The following is a 25,779-nucleotide window of genomic DNA, read 5'->3' as shown; positions in this document are numbered from 1 at the left end:
CGAGATGGCTTTTTTTTACCGGTAATTGGCTGTTACCCAATTGAACACCGAAGGCTAAAAATGCTGCATGAATCGTCTGCTGGTGCTGCTTTTTTCATAAACAACTGGGATAAACCATGATCTTTGTGCTATTTTGTCAACTCTTCAACACATCTATTAACACATGTTTGCCAAAAAAACCTGCTGGCTGTTGCTGCTTTCTACCGGAATAAGTGCCCACCCATTCACTGAATGTGAAAATGGAATGGCTGATTTTTATGCTTGCAATAACACCGATTTATTGCACCGCATTCACCTGGAAGACCTGGGCGATGGTACCGGCTCCGGCAATGACATCTGGGGTTGGACAGACCCCCTTGATGGCAAAGAATATGCTTTGATGGGTTTATCCAATGGCACCGCTTTCGTAGACATTTCAACACCCAAAACCCCAGTTTACCTGGGATACCTGCCAACCGCCAGCAGCAACAGCTTATGGCGCGACATCAAAACTTATGCCAATCACGCTTTCATCGTTTCAGAAGCCAGTGGCCATGGCATGCAAGTCTTTGATTTGACCCAATTACGCAATGTGCCTGCTCCACCTGTAACCTTCACAGCCACTGCCAATTACAATGAATTTGGGAATGCCCACAATATTGTCATCAATGAAGACAGCGGGTATGCCTATGCCGTGGGTGCCAATTGCAGCGGTGGTCTGCATATGGTTGACATCTCCATACCGACCACACCAGTCAACATGGGTTGTTTCAGCGCCGATGGATATACCCACGATGCCCAATGCGTCATATACACAGGCCCGGATGTTGAACACAACGGACAAGAACTGTGTTTTAATTCCAATGAAGACACCCTGACCATTGTTGATGTGACTGACAAGACTTCACCTGTTCAAATTTCCAGAACCCCATACAATGATTCCAGGTATACCCACCAGGGATGGCTGACAGAAGACCAGCGTTATTACCTGATGAATGATGAATTGGATGAACAAAACCTGGGGCACAACACCAAAACTTACATCTGGGACTTACAGGATCTCGACAATCCAGTCATCATAGGCACTTACCTGGGCCCACAGCCTTCGGTTGACCATAACCTCTACATCAAAGGCAATTTTGCTTACCTGTCTAATTACACCAGTGGACTGAGCGTGGTTGACATCACAGATGTGGCTGCAGGTCAGTTGGCTGAAGTGGCTGGTTTCGATACCTACCCGGACAGCAACACCAATCAGTTCGATGGCGCCTGGAGCAATTATCCTTTCTTTGACAGCGGCAATGTCATCCTCAGCGACATATCTGGTGGTCTGTTCATTCTTGACCCACTGCTGTGTCCACAAACTTCTGCCCCCAATAACTTACAGGCTGAAGCCGCAGGTGACAATGCCATTGCCCTGACCTGGAATGACAGCCTGGCTGCCGGAGAACACTACCGTGTCTTTCGTTCAGAAGGCGGCTGTGCGGTCAATAATTTCATTGAACTGACCGACCAGCTCACCGCTGAATCATTCACTGACTCCACTGCCAGCGGGCTGGTCAACGTCGGCTACCAGGTGGCCAAAGTCAATGCCGAAGGGGTGTGCGAATCAACGCGCAGTACCTGTGTGGAAGCCCAGACCACTGGTCTCTGTACCGCAGCTCCTCAGTTTTCCGGGGTCAATTCGGTGTCCACCTCATACAACAACACCTGCAGTCTTGATGTGACCTGGCCCAGTGCCTCTTCCTATTGTCAGTCAAGCACCACATACAACATTTACCGGTCCACAGATCCGGCCTTTGAACCAGGTCCAGCAAACCAGGTGGCAAGCCAGCTCAACAGCCTGAGTTTTACGGACTTTGGGGTTTTGCATGATCAGCTTTATCATTACATTGTGCGCGCTGTAGACGCTTCCAATGGCAATGAAGAAAATAATCAACTGGTCCTGTTTGCCAAACCTCTTGGCGCAAACAGCGATGGTACCTGGACGGCGGGTGCTGAAGTGGGCGATTCAGGCATTGATCAATCTTCCAGACACCTGGGATGGGAGATGGTTACTGATGTGGTTTTCGATGGTGACCGCAGCTATTGGTCACAAGATGGCAATAACACCTGCAATCGACTGACCACTCAACCTTTTGATTTAACCCCGGGAGAAGCTTCAGAATTAAGCTTTTTCACACAATACGACATTGAAGACCGCTATGATGGCGGCGTGGTTGAAATCAGCGTTGATGGTGGTCCCTGGCAATCACCGGATTTATCACCCTCTTACCCAAACACCTTCAGATCAGCTGCAGACGAATGTGGCTATGATGAGAACACCCCGGCTTTCTCAGGCGAGCAAAACAGTTGGCAGCAACACACCATGGACCTGTCTCCTTTTCAGGCGCAGCAAGTGGCGATCAGGTTCAGCTATTCCACCGATGGATCAGTCCGCGGCAATGGTTGGTTCCTGGATAATCTGGCAGTCACTCATACCCAAATCCCGGGCATATGTCAGTCAATGGTTGATGTGATTTTCGCCGATGGATTTCAACAACCAGCTGTTCGTTGATTGATTGTTAACAACAGCGAAAAAAAAGCCGGTCACATATCAATGACCGGCTTTTTTTTTGAGTACAGCGCGCTTTTATTGAAAAATTTCATCAATGGGTTTTATCACCACATCCGCATCCTTCAGGTTCAGCGGATAGTCCTGAATCACCTCGTCTTCAGCCAACAAAGTTGCTGGTTTTTCAGAGTTGTATGTCATGGCTGAAGTGGTGTCATTGACCAATCTTGACTTCATGTCTTCACCGTCTTTGGTGATGAATACAAAGTGTATATTCTCCAGTTGCAGGTGCTTACGAATCACTTGATTGACCTGCTCCAGAGTCAGTGAATCCAGCCCCTTACTGACCAGCTCAACAAATCCGGGAGTACCATAATAGTCACTGTCCATTTGATAACCCAGCACACGGTCCTGACCTTTGAGCAACAGCCCAGCATATTTACTCAGAAATGAACGCGTGGCCTCAAATTGTTCTTCGGTCAGGCCATTCTCAATCAGTTTTTCCATTTCATACATGGCCGTTCTGGTCGCAAAATGAGCATCGGCGTTGGACCGCAAAGGTCTGAGCCACACCTGAAAGATTTGTTCTGAGCGCCCCAAATTAGCTTCAGGTTGGGTGCGGAACATACCGCGTGGAAAGTACTCAATGTATGCATAATCACCATAATTCATGCCGCGGGCTTCACGGATGCGTTGGTACAGAAATGAATTGGAGTTTCGGTGCTCTCCGAGGTATGAACGCACCAGCCACAAAGCCACCCAATCCGGGTGAGATCGGTTGACTTCAATCGGGAACCCGTATGAAACAGCTGTGGGCATGGTTTGCTTTTCAACGATGGTCACCTGACGGCCTTCCAGAACAGGCGCTTCATCAATTTTGACTGGTTTTACGCCCGCTGCATTCAACTCATCAGTGATGCGTTTCAACATGGCTTGTTTCTGAGCTTCAGGCAGGTTGCCGGTGATGCCGAGATTCAGGCGATCCTGAGTCAACTGTTGCTGATAAAAAGCTTTGACATCATCCAGGGTAATGCTTTCCAGATCAGCGACCGCTCCCAGGTTCAATGACCCATAAGGGTGACCTTTGTACAATTGCTGATACAACACTTCTTTGCCCAGCTCTTCATCGTTGTTTTGTTTCAGATCAGTCTGAATGTTATTAATCTGCTGAGTTTTGAGCCGTTTAAAATCATCTTCCCTGAAACCAGGATTAAGCACACTGTCTAGCACCAGCTCCAGATATTCAGCGGCTTTTTCACGATGAACCCGGCCAGACAATGACATCATCTCTTTATCAACCTGAGAAGAAAAATAAGCGGCCATTGGCAGCATGGCTTGTTGGATTTCTTTGATTGACTTACTTGCTGAACCCCCTTCAGTGATCATCGCCGCGGTCAATGCGGCCAGGCCTTTCTTACCTTCAGGATCCTGTGCCGCCCCGGTGTTAAACAGGAAGTTCAGGTCTACGATGTCACTGGTATTACTCATGTCGGTGACCTGGTACATGGCTTTTTTAGGTTGACTTGCTTCAGCCACCATGTCACTCAACATAAAATCTTTATTGATGCTGGATACCTGCTCATCTGATGACAGAGTCACCATGATGCGGCCATCATCAACCAGGTATTTGTTGGCCGCCCATTTGACATCACTGGCAGTGATGGCTTCAAGCTGTTCATATTGTTGATTGATGAATTCCGGATCCCGGTTGAACTGTACCACCGATGCCAGCATGTCGCCAATGGCTTCTGAATTATCCAGGGAATTGGCAAAACCATATCGTGCCGCTGATTTAATGTCAGTGAGTTTTTGACTGTCAGGCTCAGCTGTTCTGGCCTCAACCAGGGTATTCAGCAAGGCCTCTTGTACCGCTGGGTAATGTTCAGCAGAAGTCATTCTGGCCAGCACATAAATCAACCCTGGGTCTTTGCGGTCTGGCGAATAAAAGAACAAAGCATCGGCCAATTGGCGGTTCACAACCAGGTCCTGGTAGACAGCAGAGTTTTGACCGAAGTAGACTTGACCAAGCATGTCGATGGCCATCTTATCTTTTTGACCCGGATCCGCAGCAGGGCCTCTGAAGACCAAGCCAAACATAGGAAGGGTTTGGGAGTCCCAGGCGATGTGGTGATATTGACTGCCCTTGGCTGGTGGTTCGACAGGAATGTCGACCACGTAATTACCACGTTCCCAGTCACCAAAGTACTTTTCAATTAATTGGTGGGTGTTTTCCACATCCACATCACCCACCACAATCAATGCGGCTTTCTCAGGGCGATACCAACGGTCAAAAAAGACCTTGGAGTATTCCATTTGGTTGGGCATGTCTTCAATGTCTTCCAGAAAGCCCATGGTGGTGTGCCGGTAAGTGTGCTCCTGATAAGCATTTTTACGAACCGTTTCAAACAATTGACTGAATGGACTGGCGCTGTTTTTCAGGTATTCTCCTTTCACCGCCAACGCCTCTGTTCTGAACTGGGCTTCTGAATATTTGAGGTTTTTAAACCGATCAGCTTCCAGCATCAACATGAGTTCCAGGTCTTCGTTGATGAAGGTTACATGGTAATTGGTGTAGTCATCAGTGGTGTAGGCATTCTGATCAGCGCCCACCTCTTTGAGCATGGCACCATACTCCTCCTGAGTGTAATTTTCAGTTCCACGAAACATCATGTGTTCAAAGAAGTGAGCAAAACCAGATTTTCCGGGCTCAACTTCATTTCTGGAGCCGGTTTGAATTGGCATCTGCAGCGATACCACGCCAGGGTAGTCTGTTTTAACCACAATGACTTTAAGACCGTTATCCAACTCCCGCATGTCATAGGGTTGGCTGAAGACCTTTGACGTCTGGTTGGCTGACAGGCTTTCGGCTTCAGGCCGGGTGTTTTGAGTCGGAGTGCAACCCAGCACCGAGATCAGAACAATGAGCAATGATAAATGTTTCATGTATGAATTCCTGTTAATAGTAAGTGAATGCAATAGTCCGGTGCATCAGGCGAAAACGCTGGAGCCCGGAAAAAATCAGCGTAGAATTTTACCCCATTCAAAGATCACTGGCTGTGAATTTATTGGGTTTCCACCACCTACAACGAATTTATCGGTTTAAAGTTACTGTTCTTCATTCTGCTTTTTCAGTGATCGGTTATAATGACCGGCTCACACAACAAGCAATGAATCCCACAATGTCAGAAATAAAACTCAGCAAAGTCGTGGTCTATGGACTGGGAGCCATGGGGCGGCCAATGGCCAGGAACCTGCACGATCACGGAATATTGATTGGCGTAAAAAACCGCACAGAAGGTAAACGCCAGGCCATGATCAATGAGCTGAACCTGGAAGAGTTTGAAGATGATGAGAGCATGTTGTCTCAGGCTGATTGTGTTCTTACCTGCGTATCAGCTGATGATGACCTGAAAGCCGTAATTGCTGACATCCTGGATCTCATGTCACCCGGATCTGTGGTGATTGATTGTTCAACAGTCAGCCCCAACACCGCACGATCAGTGGCCGATGACCTGGCTTCCAAGGGCATCAGTTTCATTGACGCACCAGTCTCAGGTGGAGTTGAAGGCGCCAAAAAGGGCTCTTTGTCCATTATGGTCGGCGCCGATCGTGAACAATACAAAAGGGCAGCCAATGTGTTTGCTGCGATTGGCAGTCAGATCACCCATATGGGCCGGGTTGGTCAGGGCCAGGCCACCAAAGCCGTTAATCAGGTCATGGTGGCGGGTGTTGCCCAGGCGGTTTGCTCTGCACTGGCGATGGCCGAAAAATGCAATCTGGACCTGAAAAAAGCCATTGAAGTATTCTCAGCCGGTGCGGCTGGCAATTGGTTTCTGGATAACCGTGGATCGACCATGGTAAATGATGAGTTCAATGTGGGTTTCAAATTAAATTTGCTGCACAAAGACCTGAAAATCTGCCAGGAAACCGTAGCAGAACTGGGCGGTCAATTACCCCTCATAGATGACAGCATCATGGAATATGCCAAGCTGATGGAAATGGATCATGGTGACGAAGACATTTCTGCTTTGATCCGCCTGAAACGTCACTTATTATCCCCCGAACTGGATGATTGATATGCAAGATAAAACCACACATTTTGGCTTCAAGGAAGTACCTGCTGCTGACAAAGAAAAGCTGGTGGGCAAGGTTTTCACTTCTGTGGCCGGTAAATACGACCTCATGAATGACCTGATGTCCGGAGGCGTACATCGATTATGGAAACGACATTTTGTCGCAGCCAGTGGCATTCGTGAAGGCCAACGGGTGCTTGATCTGGCAGGTGGCACCGGTGACATCGCTCAACTACTGATGCCCAGACTGGGTGAAAGTGGTCACGTCATCATTGGTGACATCAACCAGGCAATGCTGGAAGTAGGTCAGGACCGGATGATAGATGCAGGCTTTTTTGGTCGTTTTGAAATTCAGCAAATGAATGCCGAAGCCTTGCCACTGGAGGATAATTCCATCGATGCTGTGACCATGGCGTTCGGCTTGCGAAACGTGACTGACAAACAACAGGCGCTGAACGAAATGTACCGTGTCCTCAAGCCAGGTGGTAAAGCGCTGGTACTGGAGTTCTCTCAGGTTAACAACAGTCTGCTTAAACAGCTGTATCAGTTTTATTCCTTCAAAATCTTACCGGAAATTGGCCACTGGGTGACCAATGACCGGGACTCTTATCAATATTTGGTTGAGTCCATTGAACAGCACCCGAACCAGGAAACACTGCAACAAATGTTTGAACAGGCTGGTCTGGAGATGTGTGGCTATGAAAACCTGTCTGCCGGCATTGTCGCCATCCACACCGGATACAAGCTGTGAGTACAAAGAATGAGAACTGGCTGGAACGGATGATGAACTCAGCCATCAAAAAACTGATCAGCTATGATCCGGAAGCGACCAAAAGGCTGAAAAAACTTGCCGGCAAAAAGGTCAGGGTCGAAGTTCAGCCAACACAGCTGTCCTTTGTCATGACAATCTCAGCGGACACCCTTGAAGTCAACTCAGACAAACAAGCCGATGTAGACACAACCATCAGCGGAAAACCCTCCGCCTTGTTTGCCATGAGTACCAATCAACACATACCTGGCCTGGACGGCGTACAAATACAAGGCGACGCCACAACCGGACAATTCATTGCTGATTTCCTCAAGCAACTTAAACCTGACTGGGAAGATGCCTGGTGCGATCTGCTGGGTGAAGGACCAGGATATCAGGTATCCCAGTTGATGGAAAAACTCAAAAACACAGGTCAGTCGCTGGCTGAATCATTGCGACGCAACAGCCGTGAGTATTTACTGGAAGAAAACCGCGAACTGATCTCTGTCGAAGAGATGGAGCATTTTTTTGATGAGGTTGATGACCTGAGGGCAGACCTGATTCGCGTAGAACGAAAAATCAATCAACACAAAAAAACAACATGAAACTGTTTCGGTTACTGAAAATCGCTCACACTCTGGCGGCTTACAGGATCACTAATCTGGCTCCTGCACGCGGCATTCATTTTTTTAGCATGATTAACCTGCTGGCTCCTATCGGTAAAAAAGGCTGGCGGCAAATGACCCCTGGTCAGCGGGTTCGTGGCGCCCTGGAAGATCTCGGCCCTATTTTCATCAAATTGGGGCAGACACTTTCTACCCGTCCAGATCTGATTCCAGTAGAAGTGGCCCAGGCTTTGGAGAAACTACAGGACGACGTGGATCCGATCTCATGGGAAGAAGCCAAAAAGGTGGTCCAGTCACAACTGAGCAGGGATTTGCTTGATGATTTTGCCACGGTTGATGAACAGGCACTGGCCTCAGCCTCCATCGCCCAGGTACATGCGGCCACGCTGAACAATGGCGATGAAGTGGTCATCAAAGTATTGCGTCCCGGTATTGAAAAGAAAATCAAACGTGATGTCAAACTGATGCAGGCACTGGCCGCGCTGGCTAAAAAACACCTCAACCCAGGCGTTCAGGTAGACCCCACTGAAGTGGTATCCGAATTCGAAAAGACCATTTATGATGAACTTGATTTACAACGAGAAGCGGCCAATGCATCAGTCTTGAAAAAGAATTTTACCGATTCAACCGACTTGTATGTGCCCAACATTTACTGGGATTACACCAAAGAAAAAGTCATGGTTCAGGAACGCATCCATGGCATATCGATCAAAGACTTTGCCGGTCTCAAAGCGGCCAATATCAATTTACAGGTCCTGGCTGAAAAAGGCATTAAAATATTTTACACCCAGGTGTTCAGGGATAATTTTTTTCATGCTGACATGCACCCGGGGAATATATTCATCAACCCTGAGCAACCAGAGGACCCCAAAATCATCCTGTTGGACTTTGGTATTTGTGGCTCGTTGCCCAAAGGTCACCGGGTAGACCTGGCCAATAATTTCATGGCTTTTTTCAAACAGGACTACCGCCGGGTCGCTGAACTGCACATTGAGTCTGGCTGGGTCCCTGCGGACACCAATCTGGAAGACCTCGAATCAGCAACCCGAACCATTTGTGAGCCTTACATGTCACGACCCATTGAGGAAATTTCATTTGGCGAAGTGATGCTGAAAACTTTTCAAATGGCCAAACGTTTTAAACTCATCGTCCAGCCCGAACTGATCTTGCTGCAAAAGACCTTATTGAACATAGAAGGTCTTGGCCGACAGTTGTATCCACAGCTCGATATCTGGCAATTGTCAGAACCCATCCTCCGTGACATCATGCGGGACCATTATGGCCCACAGGAATCAATCAGCAAATTCAAAGAGAACCTTCCCAAATGGATTGAACAAGCTGCTGAAACACCCATGCTGTTGCACCAATTGCTCAGTCAACAAGTCAAACCCCTGCCAAGGCATTTGAAACTTGATCGGCAAAAACAGGAAAACGATCAACAACAGGAAATCCGCCGCAACCGTTTCGCTGTCCTGACCAGCGGCGGTCTGGTTGCCACAGCCCTGCTCTATGCCATTGATCCGCAATACAATTGGCTGACCTGGTTACCTGATTCAGCGCTTGTTTCTGCCGGACTTACCCTGGTTCTGGCCTGGAAATCATTCCGATGAATGGTTTTCCATGGCGCTTATTTTGATAAAAATCAATGTCCTGATGCCTGCCAGATGTTATGCTGATCACATGATCTTTTTACGAATCAAGCAGCTATGAGCATCTATCAAAAAACCCTGGTCGCCATTGACCCTTGTGTGGACTCCAATGATTTAATTGAGAAGGCCATTGCCATCACCCATGACAAAGCCAACATCAAATTGATTCATGTGATGGAAATCATGTGCGCCCTGCCAACTGCACCTTATGCACCGGTGGTTATTGACTCCAGTCAGATTGAGCGTCAGGTCAAAGAATCCGCAAGTAATCACCTCAGGGATTTGTCGAAAAAACACGGCCTGGATGAATCACAAGCCTGGCAAATCCTGTCTGGCAGCACGGCCGCTGAAATCAAGTTGTATGCCGAGGAACATCAGTATGATGCCATTGTCATTGGTTCCCATGGCCGTCATGGCCTGGGCTTATTGCTTGGCTCCACATCCAGCGGAGTGATTCATGGCTGTCATTGTGATGTACTGGTGATCAGGCTCAAAGAGTGAACACTGAATCAGGTTTTCATTCACTGGCCAATGCGATAAAATAATGGTTCACCGAACAGTCATTCCGAATCATTGAAAACCATCAAAGTTGTCAGCTACAACATCCACCGTGCCATTGGCATTGACCGGAAGTTCGCCCCTGAGCGGATCATTGAGATCCTCCAGACCATCAATGCTGACGTGGTCATGTTACAAGAAGTCGACGAAGGCGTGCCCAGGTCCAATGAATTGAACCTGGCTCAGGTTCTGGCAGATGCCTGTGGATATAACCACCACGCCCTCAGCCACAATGTCAGCCTCAAAAAAGGCCGCTATGGTAACGCCACGCTCAGCCGTTTTCCCATTGTCAAACAGAACAACATCGATCTGACCATTGAAGACAAAAAAAGACGTGGCTGCCAGCATACGACTTTGCAAATCAGTGATTCCATCACCGATTTTCAATTCCTTGAAGTGTTCAATCTTCACCTGGGACTGTCAGCCAAAGAACGTCAGAAACAAGCCGGCAAATTGTTTAAATCCAATGAGTTCATCGAACTGGCGATGGCTCAGCCTTGCATCATTGGCGGAGATTTCAATGATTGGCGTTCACTGCTCAGGGCTTTGTTCATCATCGGCAAGGATTTTTCCTGTGCCACCGACCGAACTTCATTCAGAGGCAATGAAGTGGCGATGAAAACGTTTCCCTCATTTGCCCCCAGAGGAGGGCTGGATCGCATTTACTATCGTGGCAATATGGTTTGCGAACAAGTTTCAACAAGTAAAATGCGTATTGCCAAAGTGGCAAGTGATCACTTGCCGGTGATTGCCAGGTTTCGCATTGATGATGACGTGTAACATCGGGCCTACGGTCATCCAACCTCGTCTACCAGCATGTTGAACCTTTGATACCATGGGATGTTGCTTCAGCGGGTCAAGTACAGCCGGTGTTGATTTTGGATCGCTGCCATGAAGCCCGGCTCCACCCCGGCCTGTGCGGCATAATCAGGCCATGAACTCACCACATCTGTCACTTCTTCAATGATTGATCCCGCTTCCCTGAAGTGATTGATCTGCTTACCCACTGCCAATAAATCAGCCCGCTCAAAACCATCTCTTTTGCCATTGATACTTAACTGATGAGACGACACCCACGGAGAGTCTGCCCGATAGCTGTAGGCGACATCAAAAGCAGGAGACAATTGCCATGAAGCGTTCAAATCCGCCTTCAAAAAGCCAAAATTTTTACTGTGGTCATCATGGTTTCTCGCCACCACATTAAAAACCATGCGACGATACAACTCAATGGCCTCAGCCCTTGATAACCGCAACTGTCTGGCCACACCAAACAACGCTTCATAACTGTATGCCCCAGGCTTTTTATAGTCAGCGTGGGCCATACCACACAAAGAAAGGTAATGAAGTTTTTGGTTACCTGCCCGGTCAAAACGCCGGGTCATGAAGTGTGCCCTGCCCCCTTCTTCAAGCAATTCACAATGAGCCATATGGATACCGGCCGCTTTGGCCATCAGATAATAAGCATATTCCATGCGGCCATACCCTTTGGGGTCGCCGAAGGTTTCCTTATGCGTCAATTGTTCTTCAACACCATCGAATTTCAGTAAATAATGCTCAAAACCTGCCGGTGCGGGCACCTGACCTGACCTGATTTCCGTTCGTGACCGATTGATGGCAATCACCGCTTTGGCTCGGGCACCACCTGCACTGGTGCCCACCTGCAATATGGCTTGCATGGCATCCAGCTCAGCACCGGCATTTACAGACTCAGACAAACCTGCCCGCTGATCCAGAATGTGTTGTGCCATGTTCACCAGTTGAGCCATTTCCAATGACTCATCGACTGGAAGTTGGCGCGCTATTCCAGGCATAAACTCCAGTGCCCCCATACCCCTTGTACCGGTGTACAGTAAACGCTCCACTGCAGTAAATGTGGTCACGTCGCGACCCTGTCTGGCCAGCCAGGCATCTATCACAGCATGACCAAAGTCATCTGGCAATGCATCTGCAAACACCCCAGGCAAGCCTCGAAAAGTATCCTTGTTCAGGTGTGGAAAACTGTATTTTGTCAGTATGCCCGCTTGTTGAGGTAATGGCAGGGTTAAGGGTGCAATAGACATTCCCAGGGTGATCCATTCAGGCGCATATTCAAAGACACAGATTCCGGTGCGCTGATCATATGCCAGTGCTCCGACCTGCTCACCCCATAACCGGACTTCTGCAACCACATGTTTCACCAGTCCAGCTCCTCTTTACCGTCCTTTTTCCGGCCTTTATCAGTCAATGACTGATGCTTTTGGCGTTTACCAGACGCCCGCTGTCTCTGATGTCCTTGTAATTTTAACTGTTCCATTGGGCTGAACGCCACCACCGGAAAAGCCTGATCCAATATGGCCAACTGTCCAAACAGCCGCAACACAGCAATGACATTCGTTAATTTAGCCTGTCCTGACTCAAGGCGGGCATAACTCACCCTGGACAAGCCCACTTCATCAGCCACTTGTTGCTGGGTCAGATTTCGCTCCAAACGCATTTGCTCAATGCGATTACCCAGTTCATTGGCAACGGCTTGATCACTCATGGTTGTAAAATTCATGAATCCCCCATTAATTAGTGCAAACATTCATTATCATTAATTAGATATATCAGGCTTATGTATACTTATATTAACACAGAATAATCAAGTACATAACTATTTAATGATTAATTATTTATACACAATGACATTCAGTGGCGCTTATGATTCCTTTTCTTAACATTAACGCGACTAATGGAAGTTAAGCCATCTGATCAAGCCATAATTTTTACTTTAATTACACCAGGCAGATCCTATAATAAAGCCATTATTAACGGCAGAGAATCTAACAATGACAATTGAACGCGCTGTACTTGCAGGAGGCTGCTTCTGGGGCATGCAAGACCTCATCCGCAAAAAAGAAGGGGTGATCAATACCCGTGTTGGATATACCGGAGGTGATGTCCCAAACGCCACCTACCGAAACCATGGAAGCCATGCTGAAGCGATTGAAATCGAGTTTGACCCCACAGTCATCAGCTACCGGGAAATCCTCTCCTATTTCTTCCAGATTCATGATCCCACAACCATAGACCGCCAGGGAAATGATTTAGGAGCCTCATACCGCTCGGAAATTTTTTATACCAGTTCTGCACAACTGGAAACGGCAAACAAAACCATCAAAGACGTAGACGCATCGGGCTTATGGCCAGGTAAGGTAGTTACCAAAATCAGCCCGGCCAGTGACTTCTGGGAAGCCGAGCCTGAACATCAGGATTACCTTGAACGCATTCCTGATGGCTACACTTGTCATTTCCCAAGACCTGACTGGGTGTTGCCAGAATCATAAAAAACCAGAAAACGCAGACTGGTCAGGAGCTTAACCACCAGTCTCATGCTGCTGTGGTGGCAAAGATCACCAGAAATAACCCAGCGCATGATGATGCAACAGACAACTGCTTCAGATCAAAAAGCAACCCGGCAATGTCATCTGTGCTGCCAGCCGGGATAATCAGCTGGCCAACTTATAGCCAACGCCACGAACTGTTTGTATCCATTTGTCCTTGCGATGTGCCTTCAGGGCTTTGCGTAACCTCAAAATATGTACATCAACGGTGCGGTCTTCAACAAAAGTATTTCGCCCCCAGATGTGATTCAAAATGTGCTCACGAGCCAGCAGTTTATTGGGGTTTTGCAAGAACAACTTCAACAATTTAAATTCAGTCAGACTGAGGTTGAGCGCCTCTCCATCGATCATCACCTCATGAGCTCCTGCATCCATTACGATGCCTTGAAATTCAAGCTTATGATTCAACTCAAACCCTTTGGAGCGACGTAAATGAGCCCTGATCCGGGCCATCAACTCAAGCATGGAAGCTGGCTTGGTCAAATAATCATCTGCGCCACGTTCCAGGCCTTTGACTTTATCATTTTCTTCAGCACGGGCAGTCAACATGATGATTGGCACTTCTTTGATCACATCATCGCGACGAATCATATCGATCAAGTCGATACCGCTCATGTCCGGCAAGCCCCAATCAACAACAATTAAATCAGGATGAACTTGATTCAATTGTTCGAGGGCTTCATGCCCTGAGGCGGCCTTGAAGGTATCGAACCCCTCCCTGCGTAATGAGAAAGCCATCATTTCTCTGATGGCCATATCGTCTTCAACAATCAAAATGTTGTTTTGCATGGCTGCTGGTTTTTCAGTTAAAGACGTCATAGTAGTAGAACATTATGACATCTTGGTGACAGTTTTGTCACAAATTACTCAGGCAAAACAACGCTGGTCATGAGATAAAAAAAAGCGTGATGGCAGAATTACCAACACGCCCGGATCCCAATCCATCAGGCAGCAGCGTCAACCCTCACAGGCATAGACCCGTTTGAGGGTATCATACAGGGTGTCTCTGAATGATTGTTTGCCAACCAGACTGGCATCCAGCTGATGAATCAGCTCCTCAACAATGGCCTTTCGACTCTGGTCTTCAGGTAAACAAAACTTGGCATAATAGGTGGCAGGCACCTGATTCCTGGTCAGTCCGACACGGGTTTTGTATGCCCTTTTAAAAAAACTGGAAAACTCTTCTTTTTCTTTGGTGATGTTTTCTATGATCGCACTGTCCGTTAAAATCGCCCCATCAATGAAACCATTGATGTATTCATAACAGACACTGTCTTCAGGAATGACTTGACTGGTGATGTAAGCTGAGCAAGAGTCAACCACAGCTTCCTCTGCACTGGCGGCGTGACTGTTGTTAAACACAGCAAATAAAGCAGTAAACACTGCAATCTTTAAAAAGACCTGTTTCATGACAGAACTGTCTCCGATTAATAAAATAATAAGATACCCAAAATCATGTAAAATAAATGTCAATTTCAGGCAATAATTTCCGGCTTATCAAAAGCGAAAATTCATCTGCTCACGAACAACATCAAACCCATCAAACTGACATGCACAACCGACTTTTCAATTTGCAGTTTCCCACTTTAAACAAACCACTGGGTAATGGCCAGATCAAGCGCTCAGCTGCAGACTTTCAGGTTATCGAACACAATGCAGCTGATTGGTCTGGTTGCGGAGAACACTGGTGGCTTAAAATAGAAAAAACCAGCAGCAACACTGCATGGGCAGCTACTCAACTGGCCAGCGCCTGCCGGGTGCCGGCCAGACAAGTTGGTTACGCAGGATTGAAAGACCGTCATGCCATCACCCAACAGTGGTTCAGTATACAGCTACCCAAAGTCAAAACCCTGCCTGAAGTGACGATGCGTTTGCCGGATGAACTGCGTGTGATTGATGATAAGTGGCATAAAAACAAACTGAAAACCGGCTACCTGACGCACAATGAATTCATTGTCAGGGTGTATGGACTTGATTGTTCAGACTTGGCCATCAAAGAGCGATTACAAACCATAATCCGCCAGGGTGTCCCCAACTATTTTGGACCACAACGTTTTGGTCACCAGATGCATAACATCGACCAGGCAAGCAAATGGTTCAAACAGGAAATAAGAGTCAACAATCGCAACAAACGCAGTCTCTATTTATCAGCAGCCCGGAGCTATTTATTCAATCTGATGGTGGCAGAGCGCATACGCAGCAATCATTGGTTACACCCCATGGGCGGTGATGTGCTGCAATTGGCAGGCAGTCATTCCTGGTTTGCAGATACATCAGTAAGCCAGGAAGACATGATTCATAGGCTGAATAAATTTGACATCCACCTGACCGCAGCAATGTGGGGCGATGGCCCTCCTCAGAGCCACAGTGACTGTGCTGAATTGGAAAATCAGATCGCAACCCAACATCCTGAATTAACCGCCGGCCTGATACAACACCGCTTATCACCTGCCCGGAGAGCCATGAGAATGGTTGTCTCTGACCTGCAACACAAATGGCTTGAAGACGTCCTTGAATTACACTTCAGCTTGCCTCCGGGAGGGTTCGCCACCTGTGTTTTACGGGAGCTGTTCAACATTGAGGACTGTTCGGCAGTCAACAATGATTAGTCTGAAGTGATTCAGCCTTTACCTTTAGTTCTGGTGCGATGGGGTTTGGCATTTTTCTCAATGAACTGAATGATCATATCTGCGACATTTTTACCGGTCGACTTTTCAATGCCCTCCAAACCAGGAGAAGAATTCACTTCCATGACCACGGGTCCTCGTTTGGATTGTAAAATGTCTACACCAGCGACATTCAGACCCATGATTTGCGCAGCTTTCACTGCTGTCCGCCTTTCTTCAGGCGTCAATTTTATCAACTGTGCCGAGCCACCACGGTGAAGATTAGAACGGAATTCACCTTCGGCACCTTGCCGTTTCATTGCTGCAACCACTTTCCCCCCAACCACAAAACACCTGATATCAGCACCTCCTGCTTCTTTGATGTACTCCTGTACCATGATATTGGCATTCAATCCGAGGAAGGCTTCAATGACACTTTCAGCCGCTTTTTTGGTTTCTGCCAGCACCACACCAATGCCCTGAGTACCTTCCAGTAATTTGATAACCAATGGTGCACCTCCAACCATTTTGATTAAATCAGGAATGTCATCAGGCGAATTAGCAAACCCAGTGACCGGCATACCTATGCCCTTGCGTGAGAGCAATTGTAATGACCTCAGTTTATCTCTGGAACGGGTTACTGCAACAGACTCATTGACCGGATAAACACCCATCATTTCCAATTGTCTCAATACCGCAGTCCCATAAAAAGTAATCGATGCACCAATTCGGGGAATCACCGCATCATAGGTTGGCAGGTCCTCTCCCCGGTAATGCAACATGGGTTTGTTTGAGGAAATGTTCATGTAACAGCGCAAGGCATCAAGCACCCGCACTTCGTGACCTCTGGCCTCAGCAGCTTCAACCAATCGACGGGTTGAATATAGCTTGGGATTTCTTGATAAAATGGCGATTTTCATGGTTGTTTATTTCCTGCGTTTTGGTTGAGTGGTCAGGTGCGAGCGATCCGGGTGGACGGCCATATTTTTCATTGCTTGTCTGCCCAATAACATCCTGAATTTCATTTTACGGCGACACACCAGTGTGACCTCGATTTTGCGTTCAATGTGACCCATGATCATTTGGGTTTCAATCACAATGCGTTCACTTTTATGACCGTTGGAACTGGTCACCGTGCGTTGGTCTTTGACCGGACATTCACACTCAATGGTGGTGTCATCATCATCCTGGTAGGGAGCCAGTACAAACCTGACCCACTGTTGGCCATCCCGGCTGAATACTTTGTGTTTTGAGGAGTGAATGGCACTGGTTTTGGCACCAGTGTCTATCTTAACATGTATCCGATCAACACCCAATTCAGGCAATACGGCATACTCTTTCCATCCAACTTGTAGCTCTTTTTTTTTCTCACTCATTGTTAGTCCAATCTTGTAGAAACACACAAATGCTGCCACACCAGGGCTGGCAGGTGGTTCGGCAATACATGCCCGCCCACGAAATCATCAAACCAAAGTGTTCGATCGTTGACCCAACCAGCTTGATAAAATGCCTGAAGATCATTCAAGGCGGGTTGAAAATGGGTATCTGACTGACCCACTGAAATCACCAGCGGCAGCTGCCGGACGGCCCCTGATGGAAAGATCCCGAGCTGGCTGGCAATCCCCAGATGAGCACCACTGACAGCATAAGCCGCAAAATAATCAGCACTGTTCAGAGCAATGGCATGCATCACAAATCTACCAGCTGAAAATCCCCATACATAACGTCGCGTTCTTTCGATGTTATAACTGGCCTCCATGTCATTGAAAATAGCGGCCAGAATTTGTGAATCATTTCCAGGAACCCAACCACCCTGTGCCCCGGTTGAAGCTTGAGCCACTACAATAAACCCCTCAGCCTCTGCCAGGCTTTGCCAATACAGGCGCATGTCCTGCGCTGCTGCTGCAGATGCCCCTGCACCGGCAGCACCATGCCAAACCGCGATGATTGGCATGGCCTCGGATGGCTGATAACTGGTGGGCACATAGATGTAGTAATCATGCGTGCTGAGCACCGTGCGTACCTGCTGTCCCGGAAAAACTCCACCCATGCCATTGGAAGGTTCTGAATCATCTTGCAAGCCATTCACAAACAGCATGTCATCACAATGATTCAAACTGGACACAGTGGCTGTGGCCAACGCCGACAAGGCATGGCTCAGTAAACAACAACAAAACAACAGTTTAAGCTTTCTCAATTTCAACCCGGTCTACGTTTCTGAACCCTTGGGGTAACACCGTACCACGTTTGGCCCGGGTACCCAAATAGTTCACCAGATCTTTCCACTTAAAGCGGATATAACGTGCTCCTGCATGAACCAAAAAGGAGTCATCCGGAGTGATCACCAGGGTAGCAGCCAGTTTTTCTTCACCAGCTTTCAGGCGCTTGGCTGGAATGTTAATCAATTTATTGCCCTTGCCCTTGGTCAGTTCCGGCAATTCCTCCAGTGGGAATACCAGCATATACCCAGACGTGGTCACACAAACCACATGGGCATCCGGCAATTTTTCAATCCAGGTGGGTTTCATGGCATGGAACCCTTTGGGCACGCTAAGCACGTGTTTACCGGCTTTCATCTTGCTGTAAAGGTGTTCCATCACGCCATGGTATCCGTAGCCGGCGTCGGAACACATCAATAAACGGGCGTTGGGTAACTGACAGGTCACCGAAATGGGTAACACATTGTTTTTAAAATTAAACTTGGTCGACAGCGGTTCACCCTGCCCACGCGCTGATGGCAGTGTATGAGTGGCCAGACTGAAAGCCCTGCCATCCGGTGTCAGAAAAACCGAGATCAGATTAGACCTGCCCAAGGCATGATCCTGATATTCATCACCAGCTTTGTAACTCAGTGATGTGGCGTCAATTTCATGCCCCTTGGCCGCCCGCACCCAACCAGCTGTTGAAAGCACAACGGTGGCAGGTTCACTGGGCACCAGTTTATTCTCATCAAACACCTGTGCCGCTTCACGCTCAGCCAGGCGTGTTTTTCGCCGGTCTCCATATTGCTCCATATCGGCTTTTATTTCGTTACGGATCAAGGTTTTCATCCGCGCTCTGGATTTCAAAATCCCTTCGATGTCTTCTTTTTCCGCTTGTAATTCAAGTTGCTCAGTACGGATCTTCATCTCTTCAAGGCGCGCCAGATTCCGCAAGCGGGTATCCAGGATTGCATCAGCCTGTATCTCTGATAATTTAAAGGCTTTGATCAATTCTTCTTTGGGATGTTCTTCATAACGAATGATGCGAATCACTTCATCCAAATTCAGAAAAGCAATCAACAAGCCTTCCAGGATGTGCAGTCGGGCATCCACTTTGTCAAGCCGGAACTGTAAACGACGACGCACTGTCTCGGTACGAAAACGCAACCACTCCTGCAGAATCATCAACAAATTTTTCACCTGCGGTCGGCGATCAAGGCCAATGACATTGAAATTGGCTTTGTAGGTTTTTTCCAGATCTGTGGTGGCAAACAGGTGTAACATCAAAGCATCAAAATCAATCCGGTTGGAACGGGCTGTTATCACCAGTCTGACTGGATTTTCATGATCTGATTCATCCCGCAAATCACTGACCATGGGTAATTTTTTAGCCCGCATTTGAGTGGCAATCTGATCCAAAATTTTACTGCCGGATGCCTGGTGGGGCAAGGCTGTCACAATGATGTCATTCCCCTCCCGTTCATAGACCGCACGCATTCGAATACCGCCATGACCGGTTTCATACATTTTAATCAGGTCTTCTTTGGGGGTAATGATTTCCGCTTCTGTGGGGTAATCAGGCGCTTTGACAATTTCACATAATTCACTGATTTCAGCTCTGGGATTATCCAACAAATGTAAAGTTGCCTGTGCCACTTCGGTTAAATTATGCGGTGGTACATCAGTGGCCATACCTACAGCAATGCCTGACGCTCCATTGAGCAATACATTCGGCAACCTGGCCGGCAACCAAATCGGTTCCTCCATGGTGCCGTCAAAATTCGGGCCCCAGTCAACCGTGCCTTGTGGCAATTCACTCAGCAGGGTTTTGGCATAAGGGGTCAGGCGGGATTCAGTGTACCGCATGGCAGCAAAAGATTTGGGGTCATCCGGAGAGCCAAAATTACCTTGACCGTCCACCAAAGGATAACGGTAAGAAAATGACTGTGCCATCAGCACCATGGCCTCGTAGCAGGCTGAATCCCCATGCGGATGGAATTTACCAATCACATCACCAATGGTACGGGCAGATTTTTTGTGCTTCGATTGGGCAGACAAGCCCAGTTCACTCATGGCATAAACGATCCTTCGCTGTACTGGCTTTAAGCCATCACCAACAAAAGGCAATGCCCGGTCAAGAACCACATACATTGAATAATCCAGGTACGAACGCTCTGCGTACTCTCCCATGGAAAGGGTTTCAAAATCCATTGATTGCGCCATAAATAATTTTTTGCATGAAAGGCGAAGATTTTACCATTGCATGGCCAAAAATGTCAGTCAATTAGATTCCTGACAGCCTCCTGTTCAATTGAAAATACGAAACACATCGTTTATCATGATATGGTTTTGACCCCGGAGCCGATGATGAAATTCTTATGCCTTTTGGCATCCACTTGCCTGTTCAGCACCTGTCTGGCTGTGCATTACGATGACCATGAAATCAGCCAACTGACACTGGATAAAGAATTACGACAACTGTCAGAAAATTACCACAGCAAATATTTCACCGCAGCAGACCCTGCTCAAGTTGTTGATCAGATCATCGCAGCAGACCTCATTCCCTTGCACAAAGAAGCCATTCTGTTCAATCTGTTAACAGCGATCTCCCAGCAACCTCCTCAAAAAGCCCACCAATACCTCGTGGACACCATGAAAAGTTACCCGACTACAGCCACCATGATCCATGATGAAGGACGCTTACCAGTGGCCGTATTCAATCTCAATAGCAAAGCTTACGGCATTGAAAACATTTGGCTTGCATACCGCAGTGAACAGGAATACAGCCAACTACTCAGGGATCATCCGGATCAGGCCCTGAAGGCATTTAAACAGGTGCTGACTGAGCAAAGCAGACCCAAATGGCTGGCCGTTAAAAACAGCCTGGCAGCTGCTGACAAAAAATCCAAATCCAGAATCATCAACTCTTTTTTGTTTGAAATACAAGCCAATCAGGGTTTCGACCGCCTGATCAGCCACCTGGGCCTGACCACCGGCAACCCGGAATTGATCGCAAAGGCATTGCGCTCAACTGACCGCACTGTCAGAGAATACACCTTGCGCTCTGTTGGCCGGCACTTCTCTGTGGATTTCACCCGCCAGTTATTGATGCAACAGGCTACTGTCGGACAAGACCAGGTCTTCACCACCACCCTGCTGGCGGGATACAGTTCATCGACCGCTGTCGAAAAGCTGCTGCTCAATCAGTTAAAACAAGCGAATACTGCGACTGCGGCGGCCTTTGCCTTATCACAAAGCACAGCACCGGGCTTACCTGACAGGCTCTACCAAACTTACCGCCAGACCACCCATAAAACCCAACAAAACCACTTGCTGATGGCCCTTAAATTACACCCTTCAGCCATTGCACAATCATTGTCTGGAAAACTGGAAGCAGAATATGTCAAACGATCATTGGGAGATCGCTCATGATTCGACGAATAAAAAAAATACAGATTGCTGGCATTTTGTTGATTTCCATCGCAGCCAACAGCCAGACCATCGTTCCCTGGACTGAACAGAATAGCACCCTGGGACTGGGCTATCCGGTACCCATTCCGGTCAATACACCCGAACCATTTGATGGCTTCAGAACCTATGAAGGCTTGTTCGCCAAACACCAGTCTATGGCCATGAGCAATGAGATGATCACCGGTCATGTGGTGGGTCAAACCCATTATGAACGTGATGTATGGGCCTATGTACTCAGTGATCCTGATAACACCACCCGCTATGGAGTCAAAGAAGGTGCCATGATGGTCAATGGTGGCATCCATGCCCGGGAATGGCAGTCTCCTGAAACGCTGACCCAAATCATCACTGATTTTCATGACCACAGTGATGATGCTTCGTTTTATCAGTACCTGCTGGAAAACGCCACCATCATCACCATCCCGGTGAACAACATTGATGGCTTTCTGCAAACCCAAAGGTATCCGAGCCAAAACTGGTACTCCAACACCCAAGGTCCAAGGGATGGCCGAATGCGTCGCAAAAACCTCTTGAACACCGATGAGGACCTGTTTAGCCAAGGTGACCACTTGAACGGTGTAGACCTGAACCGCAACAACCGTCCCTACTGGGCTACCAGCGGCTCATCTTCAGGAGATCCCACTTCGATTGTTTATCATGGACCCTTTGTACAAACCGAACCGGAAACCCAGGCCAGATTGAATGCCGCGGAGCTGATCGATGCAGACCAATTAAGGATTTATACGGATGTGCATTCTTTTTCTATGGTGCATTTTGCCAATCGCACATTCAATGCCAATCTGAACACCCTGCAGTCGAGGGTTTTGGGGGACTTCAGCAGTCATCACAGATCATTTCCGGCAGCTAAAAATTACGTCGATCGCAGTGGATTCACCACTGCTGGATTTGGCATCGGCACCACTGATGAGTATTTCCAGACCACATATCAGATACCTTCATGGACACTGGAAATCGAACCTTCAGGCACTTTGAACCCTGATGCCCATCCACATTTACCCGGTGTAGGGGCAGATTATGGTGGATTTGCCAACAATGGTCACGATGGGTTTATCTTACCCGAATCTGAAATTAAACGGGTCAGAGAGCAGCTGGCTCAGTCATTCATGGTCATCTGGTATGGCCAGGCCGGACCACCGAGCATCAGTCAAATGCGCATCATCGATCTGGTCAACAATAACATCGTTTATGACGCCGAATGGGACATCACTGAAACGGGTGAGCGCGCATTGCATGAGCAATATTTCGATGAAATCACTGCAGGCAAAGACTATGCACTGTTACTGCGCTTTGACAAGCCCATGCGATGGCGCGATGACAATGACAACATCGCCTGGTTACAAGGACAGTCCACTGCATTGAATCCGGCCATTCAGGGCTTGCACAACAATGAACCCATTGAGCTGAGTCTCAGCAATGGCCGCTGGATCAACACCCGTGACACCGGATGGGCATCTTATGGATTCTACAAGGATGACACCTATGTTACTGATTTCAACATAGATCCGGCGATCAATGCCGCTGATGATGCCAACTTAACATGGAAAATCATCACCACGGACATGATCGGACAAAACATCGATGCCAATCCACAAACCGTAGCAACCTGGGCAGAAGGCCAATGGCAAAACTATGAAAACAGTGATGGCGCACCATCCATCAATGGCGGCTTTGACACCACCTTACGTATGCTTGTCAGCAATCAGGATGATGAGTTTTCAGCAGCTTTTGCAGGTACTGGCTTATACTATGACCCGGCACGGGACGGCGAAGGGTTTAATCTGGAGGCCATTTCTGACAACGAAGGGGTGTTGCTACAATGGTTTACTTATGACGACGAAGGCCAGCAACAATGGTATGTTGATGCACAACTCAGATCTGCCAATAATGCCTTACATGCAACCGACATCACCACTGCTTCCGGTGGCGTATTTGGTCCGGGATTTGATCCAGATGCAGTGACTCGATCCACCCACGGTGACATTGAAATCATATTCAATGAAACCCTGACCAATCGTTTTGGATCAGCCTGGTTCAAATACACAGCACCCAATGGTGACAAATTCCGTTCAGAACTCTTTCAACTGACAGAACCAGCCGGTAAAGTTTTTGCTGATCCGGATCCAGATCCCGTACCAACTGCCCTCACTGCAGAAACCATCACCGGCTCCTGGTATGACCCGGAACGTGACGGCGAAGGATTCCACATTGAATACCTCAACAATGGAACGGCATTATTCCTGTGGTATACCTTCGGACCGGATGGCAGCAAAAAATGGTTCCAGGGCAGTGGTGGCGTGGTCACTGAAAGTGATGACAACATCAATGTGGTCTTTGATACAGTGGTGCGAACTGAGGGCCCGGTATTCGGTCCTGATTTCAATCCTGAAGCAGTGATCTTTACCATCTGGGGTGAAGTGGAATTCAACTTACAATGCCTCACCGGATCTGTCAGCTTCACTTCCAATGATGACACCTATGGGGCCGGTAGTTACCAACTGATCCCAATCACCAAACCTTCAGACATCATTAATCGATGCGACTGAACAAAAAGAGCCGCAAAAGCGGCTCTTTGTTCATCTAAACTGATTCAATTACCCTGACAAATTGTTGGTTCAAATCCATCAACATAAATGTAGTCATGTACTTTGATGACCAGATTGCGACTCACCGAAGTATCTAAACCGCCATTATCTGTACCACCATCGTCTTGCATCTGTAACTCAATCACGGCCTCACCTGAATTTCCGGTAAATGTATAACTGAGCAGACCATCATTGGCCACATCCACCGCAGACAATATATTGTCATCGTCACTGGCAACATTGACCAGGAAGTCCTCAACAGACTGGACAAGGTCTTCATTGTCAGGACCAAAGTCAAACTGACAGGCAACCAGTTGTGGCGCCAGGCCAACTGCCTGATCCACCATCACATGGATCACATTGTTCAATGCAAAATCTGGTTGATCATTCACACATGTTACGGTGACATTTACTGCCACTGTGTTGCCGCCACTGATGGTGTATGTAAAATCATCATTGCCACAGTAATCTGCATCTGGGGTATAGTCAATCACCGTTCCATTGATCTGAGCCAGCCCATGACTTGCACTTCCTACTGAACCAATGACCAAAGGATCGCCATCAACATCATCATCGTTATCCAACACGGTTAATCCAGTGGTCACTGCATCTTCCAAAATTGCATAACTGTCAGGCAATGCCACCGGGGCATCATCTTCACAGGTCACCGTCACAGCCACTGTGGCCGATGAGCCACCATTGACGGTATAACTGAAATCATCGGTCGGACTGCCGTCATTACAGTAATCAGCATCCGGCGTGTACGTCACACCACCGGCGGTGAAGGCCGCGGTGCCATTGCCTGGCTGGGTCACACCCGTCACTTCAAGCAAACCACCATCGGCATTGGCATCATTACCCAACACCAGGATGCTGTTGTTCACTGAATCCTCAATCACCGTGGCATTGTCGTCATTGGCCGTTGGGGCATCGTCCACACAGGTCACCGTCACCGCCACTGTGGCCGATGAGCCACCATTGACGGTATAACTGAAATCATCGGTCGGACTGCCGTCATTACAGTAATCAGCATCCGGCGTGTACGTCACACCACCGGCGGTGAAGGCCGCGGTGCCATTGCCTGGCTGGGTCACACCCGTCACTTCAAGCAAACCACCATCGGCATTGGCATCATTACCCAACACCAGGATGCTGTTGTTCACTGAATCCTCAATCACCGTGGCATTGTCGTCATTGGCCGTTGGGGCATCATCCACACAGGTCACCGTTACCGCCACTGTGGCACTGGAGCCACCGTTGATGGTGTAAGTGAAGTCATCGGTCGGACTGCCGTCATTACAGTAATCAGCATCCGGCGTGTACGTCACACCACCGGCGGTGAAGGCCGC

Annotated in this window: 21 protein-coding genes; 11 read left to right on the top strand and 10 right to left on the bottom strand. The window is 48.1% G+C overall.

All coding sequences use genetic code 11. From position 1 onward, the window contains the following. Positions 1 to 163: 163 nt before the first annotated feature. Positions 164 to 2,536: a choice-of-anchor B family protein gene (locus tag B0475_RS08115; protein WP_077411315.1), complete on the top strand. Its 2,373-nt coding sequence runs from the start codon at positions 164 to 166 to the stop codon at positions 2,534 to 2,536. Between the two features lie 75 nt (positions 2,537 to 2,611). Here B0475_RS08115 and B0475_RS08110 read toward each other — a convergent pair whose 3' ends face one another. Next, a complete protein-coding gene (locus B0475_RS08110; RefSeq protein ID WP_077411314.1) occupies positions 2,612 to 5,476 on the bottom strand; it encodes a M16 family metallopeptidase in 2,865 nt (954 codons plus the stop codon). A 224-nt stretch (positions 5,477 to 5,700) separates the two neighbouring features. On the opposite strand from B0475_RS08110, the gene B0475_RS08105 reads away from it, so the two are divergent. From B0475_RS08105 to B0475_RS08080, 6 genes are all read left to right on the top strand, one after another. Continuing rightward, positions 5,701 to 6,609: an NAD(P)-dependent oxidoreductase gene (locus B0475_RS08105; RefSeq protein ID WP_077411546.1), complete on the top strand. Its 909-nt coding sequence runs from the start codon at positions 5,701 to 5,703 to the stop codon at positions 6,607 to 6,609. Between the two features lies 1 nt (position 6,610). Beyond that, on the top strand, positions 6,611 to 7,357 hold the full coding sequence (gene ubiE / locus B0475_RS08100; protein WP_077411545.1) for a bifunctional demethylmenaquinone methyltransferase/2-methoxy-6-polyprenyl-1,4-benzoquinol methylase UbiE: 747 nt from the start codon (positions 6,611 to 6,613) through the stop codon (positions 7,355 to 7,357). Then, the gene (locus tag B0475_RS08095) at positions 7,354 to 7,959 is read left to right on the top strand and encodes a ubiquinone biosynthesis accessory factor UbiJ (protein ID WP_157892799.1); all 606 of its coding nucleotides are present in this window, start codon (positions 7,354 to 7,356) and stop codon (positions 7,957 to 7,959) included. The genes ubiE and B0475_RS08095 overlap by 4 nt, the downstream gene beginning before the upstream one ends. Next, on the top strand, positions 7,956 to 9,590 hold the full coding sequence (ubiB, locus tag B0475_RS08090; protein ID WP_077411312.1) for a 2-polyprenylphenol 6-hydroxylase: 1,635 nt from the start codon (positions 7,956 to 7,958) through the stop codon (positions 9,588 to 9,590). The genes B0475_RS08095 and ubiB overlap by 4 nt, the downstream gene beginning before the upstream one ends. A gap of 96 nt (positions 9,591 to 9,686) precedes the next feature. After that, the gene (locus B0475_RS08085; RefSeq protein WP_077411311.1) at positions 9,687 to 10,130 is read left to right on the top strand and encodes a universal stress protein; all 444 of its coding nucleotides are present in this window, start codon (positions 9,687 to 9,689) and stop codon (positions 10,128 to 10,130) included. A 72-nt stretch (positions 10,131 to 10,202) separates the two neighbouring features. Further along, positions 10,203 to 10,967, top strand: coding sequence for an endonuclease/exonuclease/phosphatase family protein (locus B0475_RS08080; RefSeq protein WP_232781861.1), 765 nt, complete (start codon positions 10,203 to 10,205; stop codon positions 10,965 to 10,967). Between the two features lie 68 nt (positions 10,968 to 11,035). Here B0475_RS08080 and B0475_RS08075 read toward each other — a convergent pair whose 3' ends face one another. Beyond that, positions 11,036 to 12,364 carry a type II toxin-antitoxin system HipA family toxin gene (locus B0475_RS08075; RefSeq protein ID WP_232781860.1) on the bottom strand — a complete coding sequence of 443 codons (1,329 nt, stop codon included), beginning with the start codon at positions 12,362 to 12,364 and terminating at the stop codon, positions 11,036 to 11,038. Next, positions 12,361 to 12,723 (bottom strand): helix-turn-helix transcriptional regulator, encoded by a 363-nt coding sequence (locus B0475_RS08070; protein WP_077411309.1) that lies wholly within the window; start codon positions 12,721 to 12,723, stop codon positions 12,361 to 12,363. The genes B0475_RS08075 and B0475_RS08070 overlap by 4 nt, the downstream gene beginning before the upstream one ends. 271 nt (positions 12,724 to 12,994) lie before the next feature. On the opposite strand from B0475_RS08070, the gene msrA reads away from it, so the two are divergent. Continuing rightward, positions 12,995 to 13,492: a peptide-methionine (S)-S-oxide reductase MsrA gene (msrA, locus tag B0475_RS08065; RefSeq protein ID WP_077411308.1), complete on the top strand. Its 498-nt coding sequence runs from the start codon at positions 12,995 to 12,997 to the stop codon at positions 13,490 to 13,492. A gap of 162 nt (positions 13,493 to 13,654) precedes the next feature. Here the strand turns inward: msrA and B0475_RS08060 are convergent, their stop codons facing one another. After that, positions 13,655 to 14,338 carry a response regulator gene (locus B0475_RS08060; RefSeq protein WP_077411543.1) on the bottom strand — a complete coding sequence of 228 codons (684 nt, stop codon included), beginning with the start codon at positions 14,336 to 14,338 and terminating at the stop codon, positions 13,655 to 13,657. Positions 14,339 to 14,506: 168 nt separating this feature from the next. Beyond that, positions 14,507 to 14,959 (bottom strand): Rap1a/Tai family immunity protein, encoded by a 453-nt coding sequence (locus B0475_RS08055; protein WP_077411307.1) that lies wholly within the window; start codon positions 14,957 to 14,959, stop codon positions 14,507 to 14,509. A gap of 140 nt (positions 14,960 to 15,099) precedes the next feature. Between B0475_RS08055 and truD the strand changes: the two genes are divergently transcribed. Continuing rightward, entirely contained in the window at positions 15,100 to 16,158 is a 1,059-nt protein-coding gene (truD, locus tag B0475_RS08050; RefSeq protein ID WP_198538165.1) for a tRNA pseudouridine(13) synthase TruD, read from the top strand. A gap of 11 nt (positions 16,159 to 16,169) precedes the next feature. On the opposite strand, the gene rimK is transcribed toward truD, so the two are convergent. From rimK to parC, 4 genes are read right to left on the bottom strand one after another with little or no spacing between them, the layout of a single operon-like run. Beyond that, on the bottom strand, positions 16,170 to 17,075 hold the full coding sequence (gene rimK, locus B0475_RS08045) for a 30S ribosomal protein S6--L-glutamate ligase (protein WP_077411305.1): 906 nt from the start codon (positions 17,073 to 17,075) through the stop codon (positions 16,170 to 16,172). A 6-nt stretch (positions 17,076 to 17,081) separates the two neighbouring features. Beyond that, entirely contained in the window at positions 17,082 to 17,531 is a 450-nt protein-coding gene (locus B0475_RS08040) for an ATP-dependent zinc protease family protein (protein ID WP_077411304.1), read from the bottom strand. Between the two features lie 2 nt (positions 17,532 to 17,533). Then, a complete protein-coding gene (locus tag B0475_RS08035; RefSeq protein WP_157892798.1) occupies positions 17,534 to 18,352 on the bottom strand; it encodes a hypothetical protein in 819 nt (272 codons plus the stop codon). Next, positions 18,339 to 20,579 (bottom strand): DNA topoisomerase IV subunit A, encoded by a 2,241-nt coding sequence (parC, locus tag B0475_RS08030; protein WP_077411302.1) that lies wholly within the window; start codon positions 20,577 to 20,579, stop codon positions 18,339 to 18,341. The genes B0475_RS08035 and parC overlap by 14 nt, the downstream gene beginning before the upstream one ends. 141 nt (positions 20,580 to 20,720) lie before the next feature. Between parC and B0475_RS08025 the strand changes: the two genes are divergently transcribed. After that, positions 20,721 to 21,788: a hypothetical protein gene (locus B0475_RS08025; RefSeq protein WP_157892797.1), complete on the top strand. Its 1,068-nt coding sequence runs from the start codon at positions 20,721 to 20,723 to the stop codon at positions 21,786 to 21,788. Next, complete coding sequence (locus B0475_RS08020; protein ID WP_077411300.1) at positions 21,785 to 24,391, top strand: M14 family zinc carboxypeptidase; 2,607 nt, start codon at positions 21,785 to 21,787, stop codon at positions 24,389 to 24,391. Before B0475_RS08025 ends, B0475_RS08020 begins: the two co-directional genes overlap by 4 nt. Before the next feature lie 44 nt (positions 24,392 to 24,435). On the opposite strand, the gene B0475_RS08015 is transcribed toward B0475_RS08020, so the two are convergent. Then, a partial coding sequence (locus tag B0475_RS08015; protein WP_157892796.1) for an Ig-like domain-containing protein occupies positions 24,436 to 25,779 on the bottom strand: 1,344 nt, incomplete at its 5' end.

Origin of the sequence: Marinicella sediminis (assembly GCF_002000055.1) — a bacterium.
Lineage (GTDB): Bacteria > Pseudomonadota > Gammaproteobacteria > Xanthomonadales > Marinicellaceae > Marinicella > Marinicella sediminis.
Note: the sequence above shows the minus strand (reverse complement) of the source record. Positions and strands in the feature narration are given on the sequence as shown.

Coding starts and splice junctions, on each gene's coding strand:
- B0475_RS08115 (WP_077411315.1), top strand. CDS start 164: ATGTTTGCCAAAAAAACCTGCTGGCTGTTGCTGCTTTCTACCGGAATA.
- B0475_RS08110 (WP_077411314.1), bottom strand. CDS start 5,476: ATGAAACATTTATCATTGCTCATTGTTCTGATCTCGGTGCTGGGTTGC.
- B0475_RS08105 (WP_077411546.1), top strand. CDS start 5,701: ATGAATCCCACAATGTCAGAAATAAAACTCAGCAAAGTCGTGGTCTAT.
- ubiE (WP_077411545.1), top strand. CDS start 6,611: ATGCAAGATAAAACCACACATTTTGGCTTCAAGGAAGTACCTGCTGCT.
- ubiB (WP_077411312.1), top strand. CDS start 7,956: ATGAAACTGTTTCGGTTACTGAAAATCGCTCACACTCTGGCGGCTTAC.
- B0475_RS08085 (WP_077411311.1), top strand. CDS start 9,687: ATGAGCATCTATCAAAAAACCCTGGTCGCCATTGACCCTTGTGTGGAC.
- B0475_RS08070 (WP_077411309.1), bottom strand. CDS start 12,723: ATGAATTTTACAACCATGAGTGATCAAGCCGTTGCCAATGAACTGGGT.
- msrA (WP_077411308.1), top strand. CDS start 12,995: ATGACAATTGAACGCGCTGTACTTGCAGGAGGCTGCTTCTGGGGCATG.
- B0475_RS08060 (WP_077411543.1), bottom strand. CDS start 14,338: ATGCAAAACAACATTTTGATTGTTGAAGACGATATGGCCATCAGAGAA.
- B0475_RS08055 (WP_077411307.1), bottom strand. CDS start 14,959: ATGAAACAGGTCTTTTTAAAGATTGCAGTGTTTACTGCTTTATTTGCT.
- truD (WP_198538165.1), top strand. CDS start 15,100: ATGCACAACCGACTTTTCAATTTGCAGTTTCCCACTTTAAACAAACCA.
- rimK (WP_077411305.1), bottom strand. CDS start 17,075: ATGAAAATCGCCATTTTATCAAGAAATCCCAAGCTATATTCAACCCGT.
- B0475_RS08040 (WP_077411304.1), bottom strand. CDS start 17,531: ATGAGTGAGAAAAAAAAAGAGCTACAAGTTGGATGGAAAGAGTATGCC.
- parC (WP_077411302.1), bottom strand. CDS start 20,579: ATGGCGCAATCAATGGATTTTGAAACCCTTTCCATGGGAGAGTACGCA.
- B0475_RS08025 (WP_157892797.1), top strand. CDS start 20,721: ATGATGAAATTCTTATGCCTTTTGGCATCCACTTGCCTGTTCAGCACC.
- B0475_RS08020 (WP_077411300.1), top strand. CDS start 21,785: ATGATTCGACGAATAAAAAAAATACAGATTGCTGGCATTTTGTTGATT.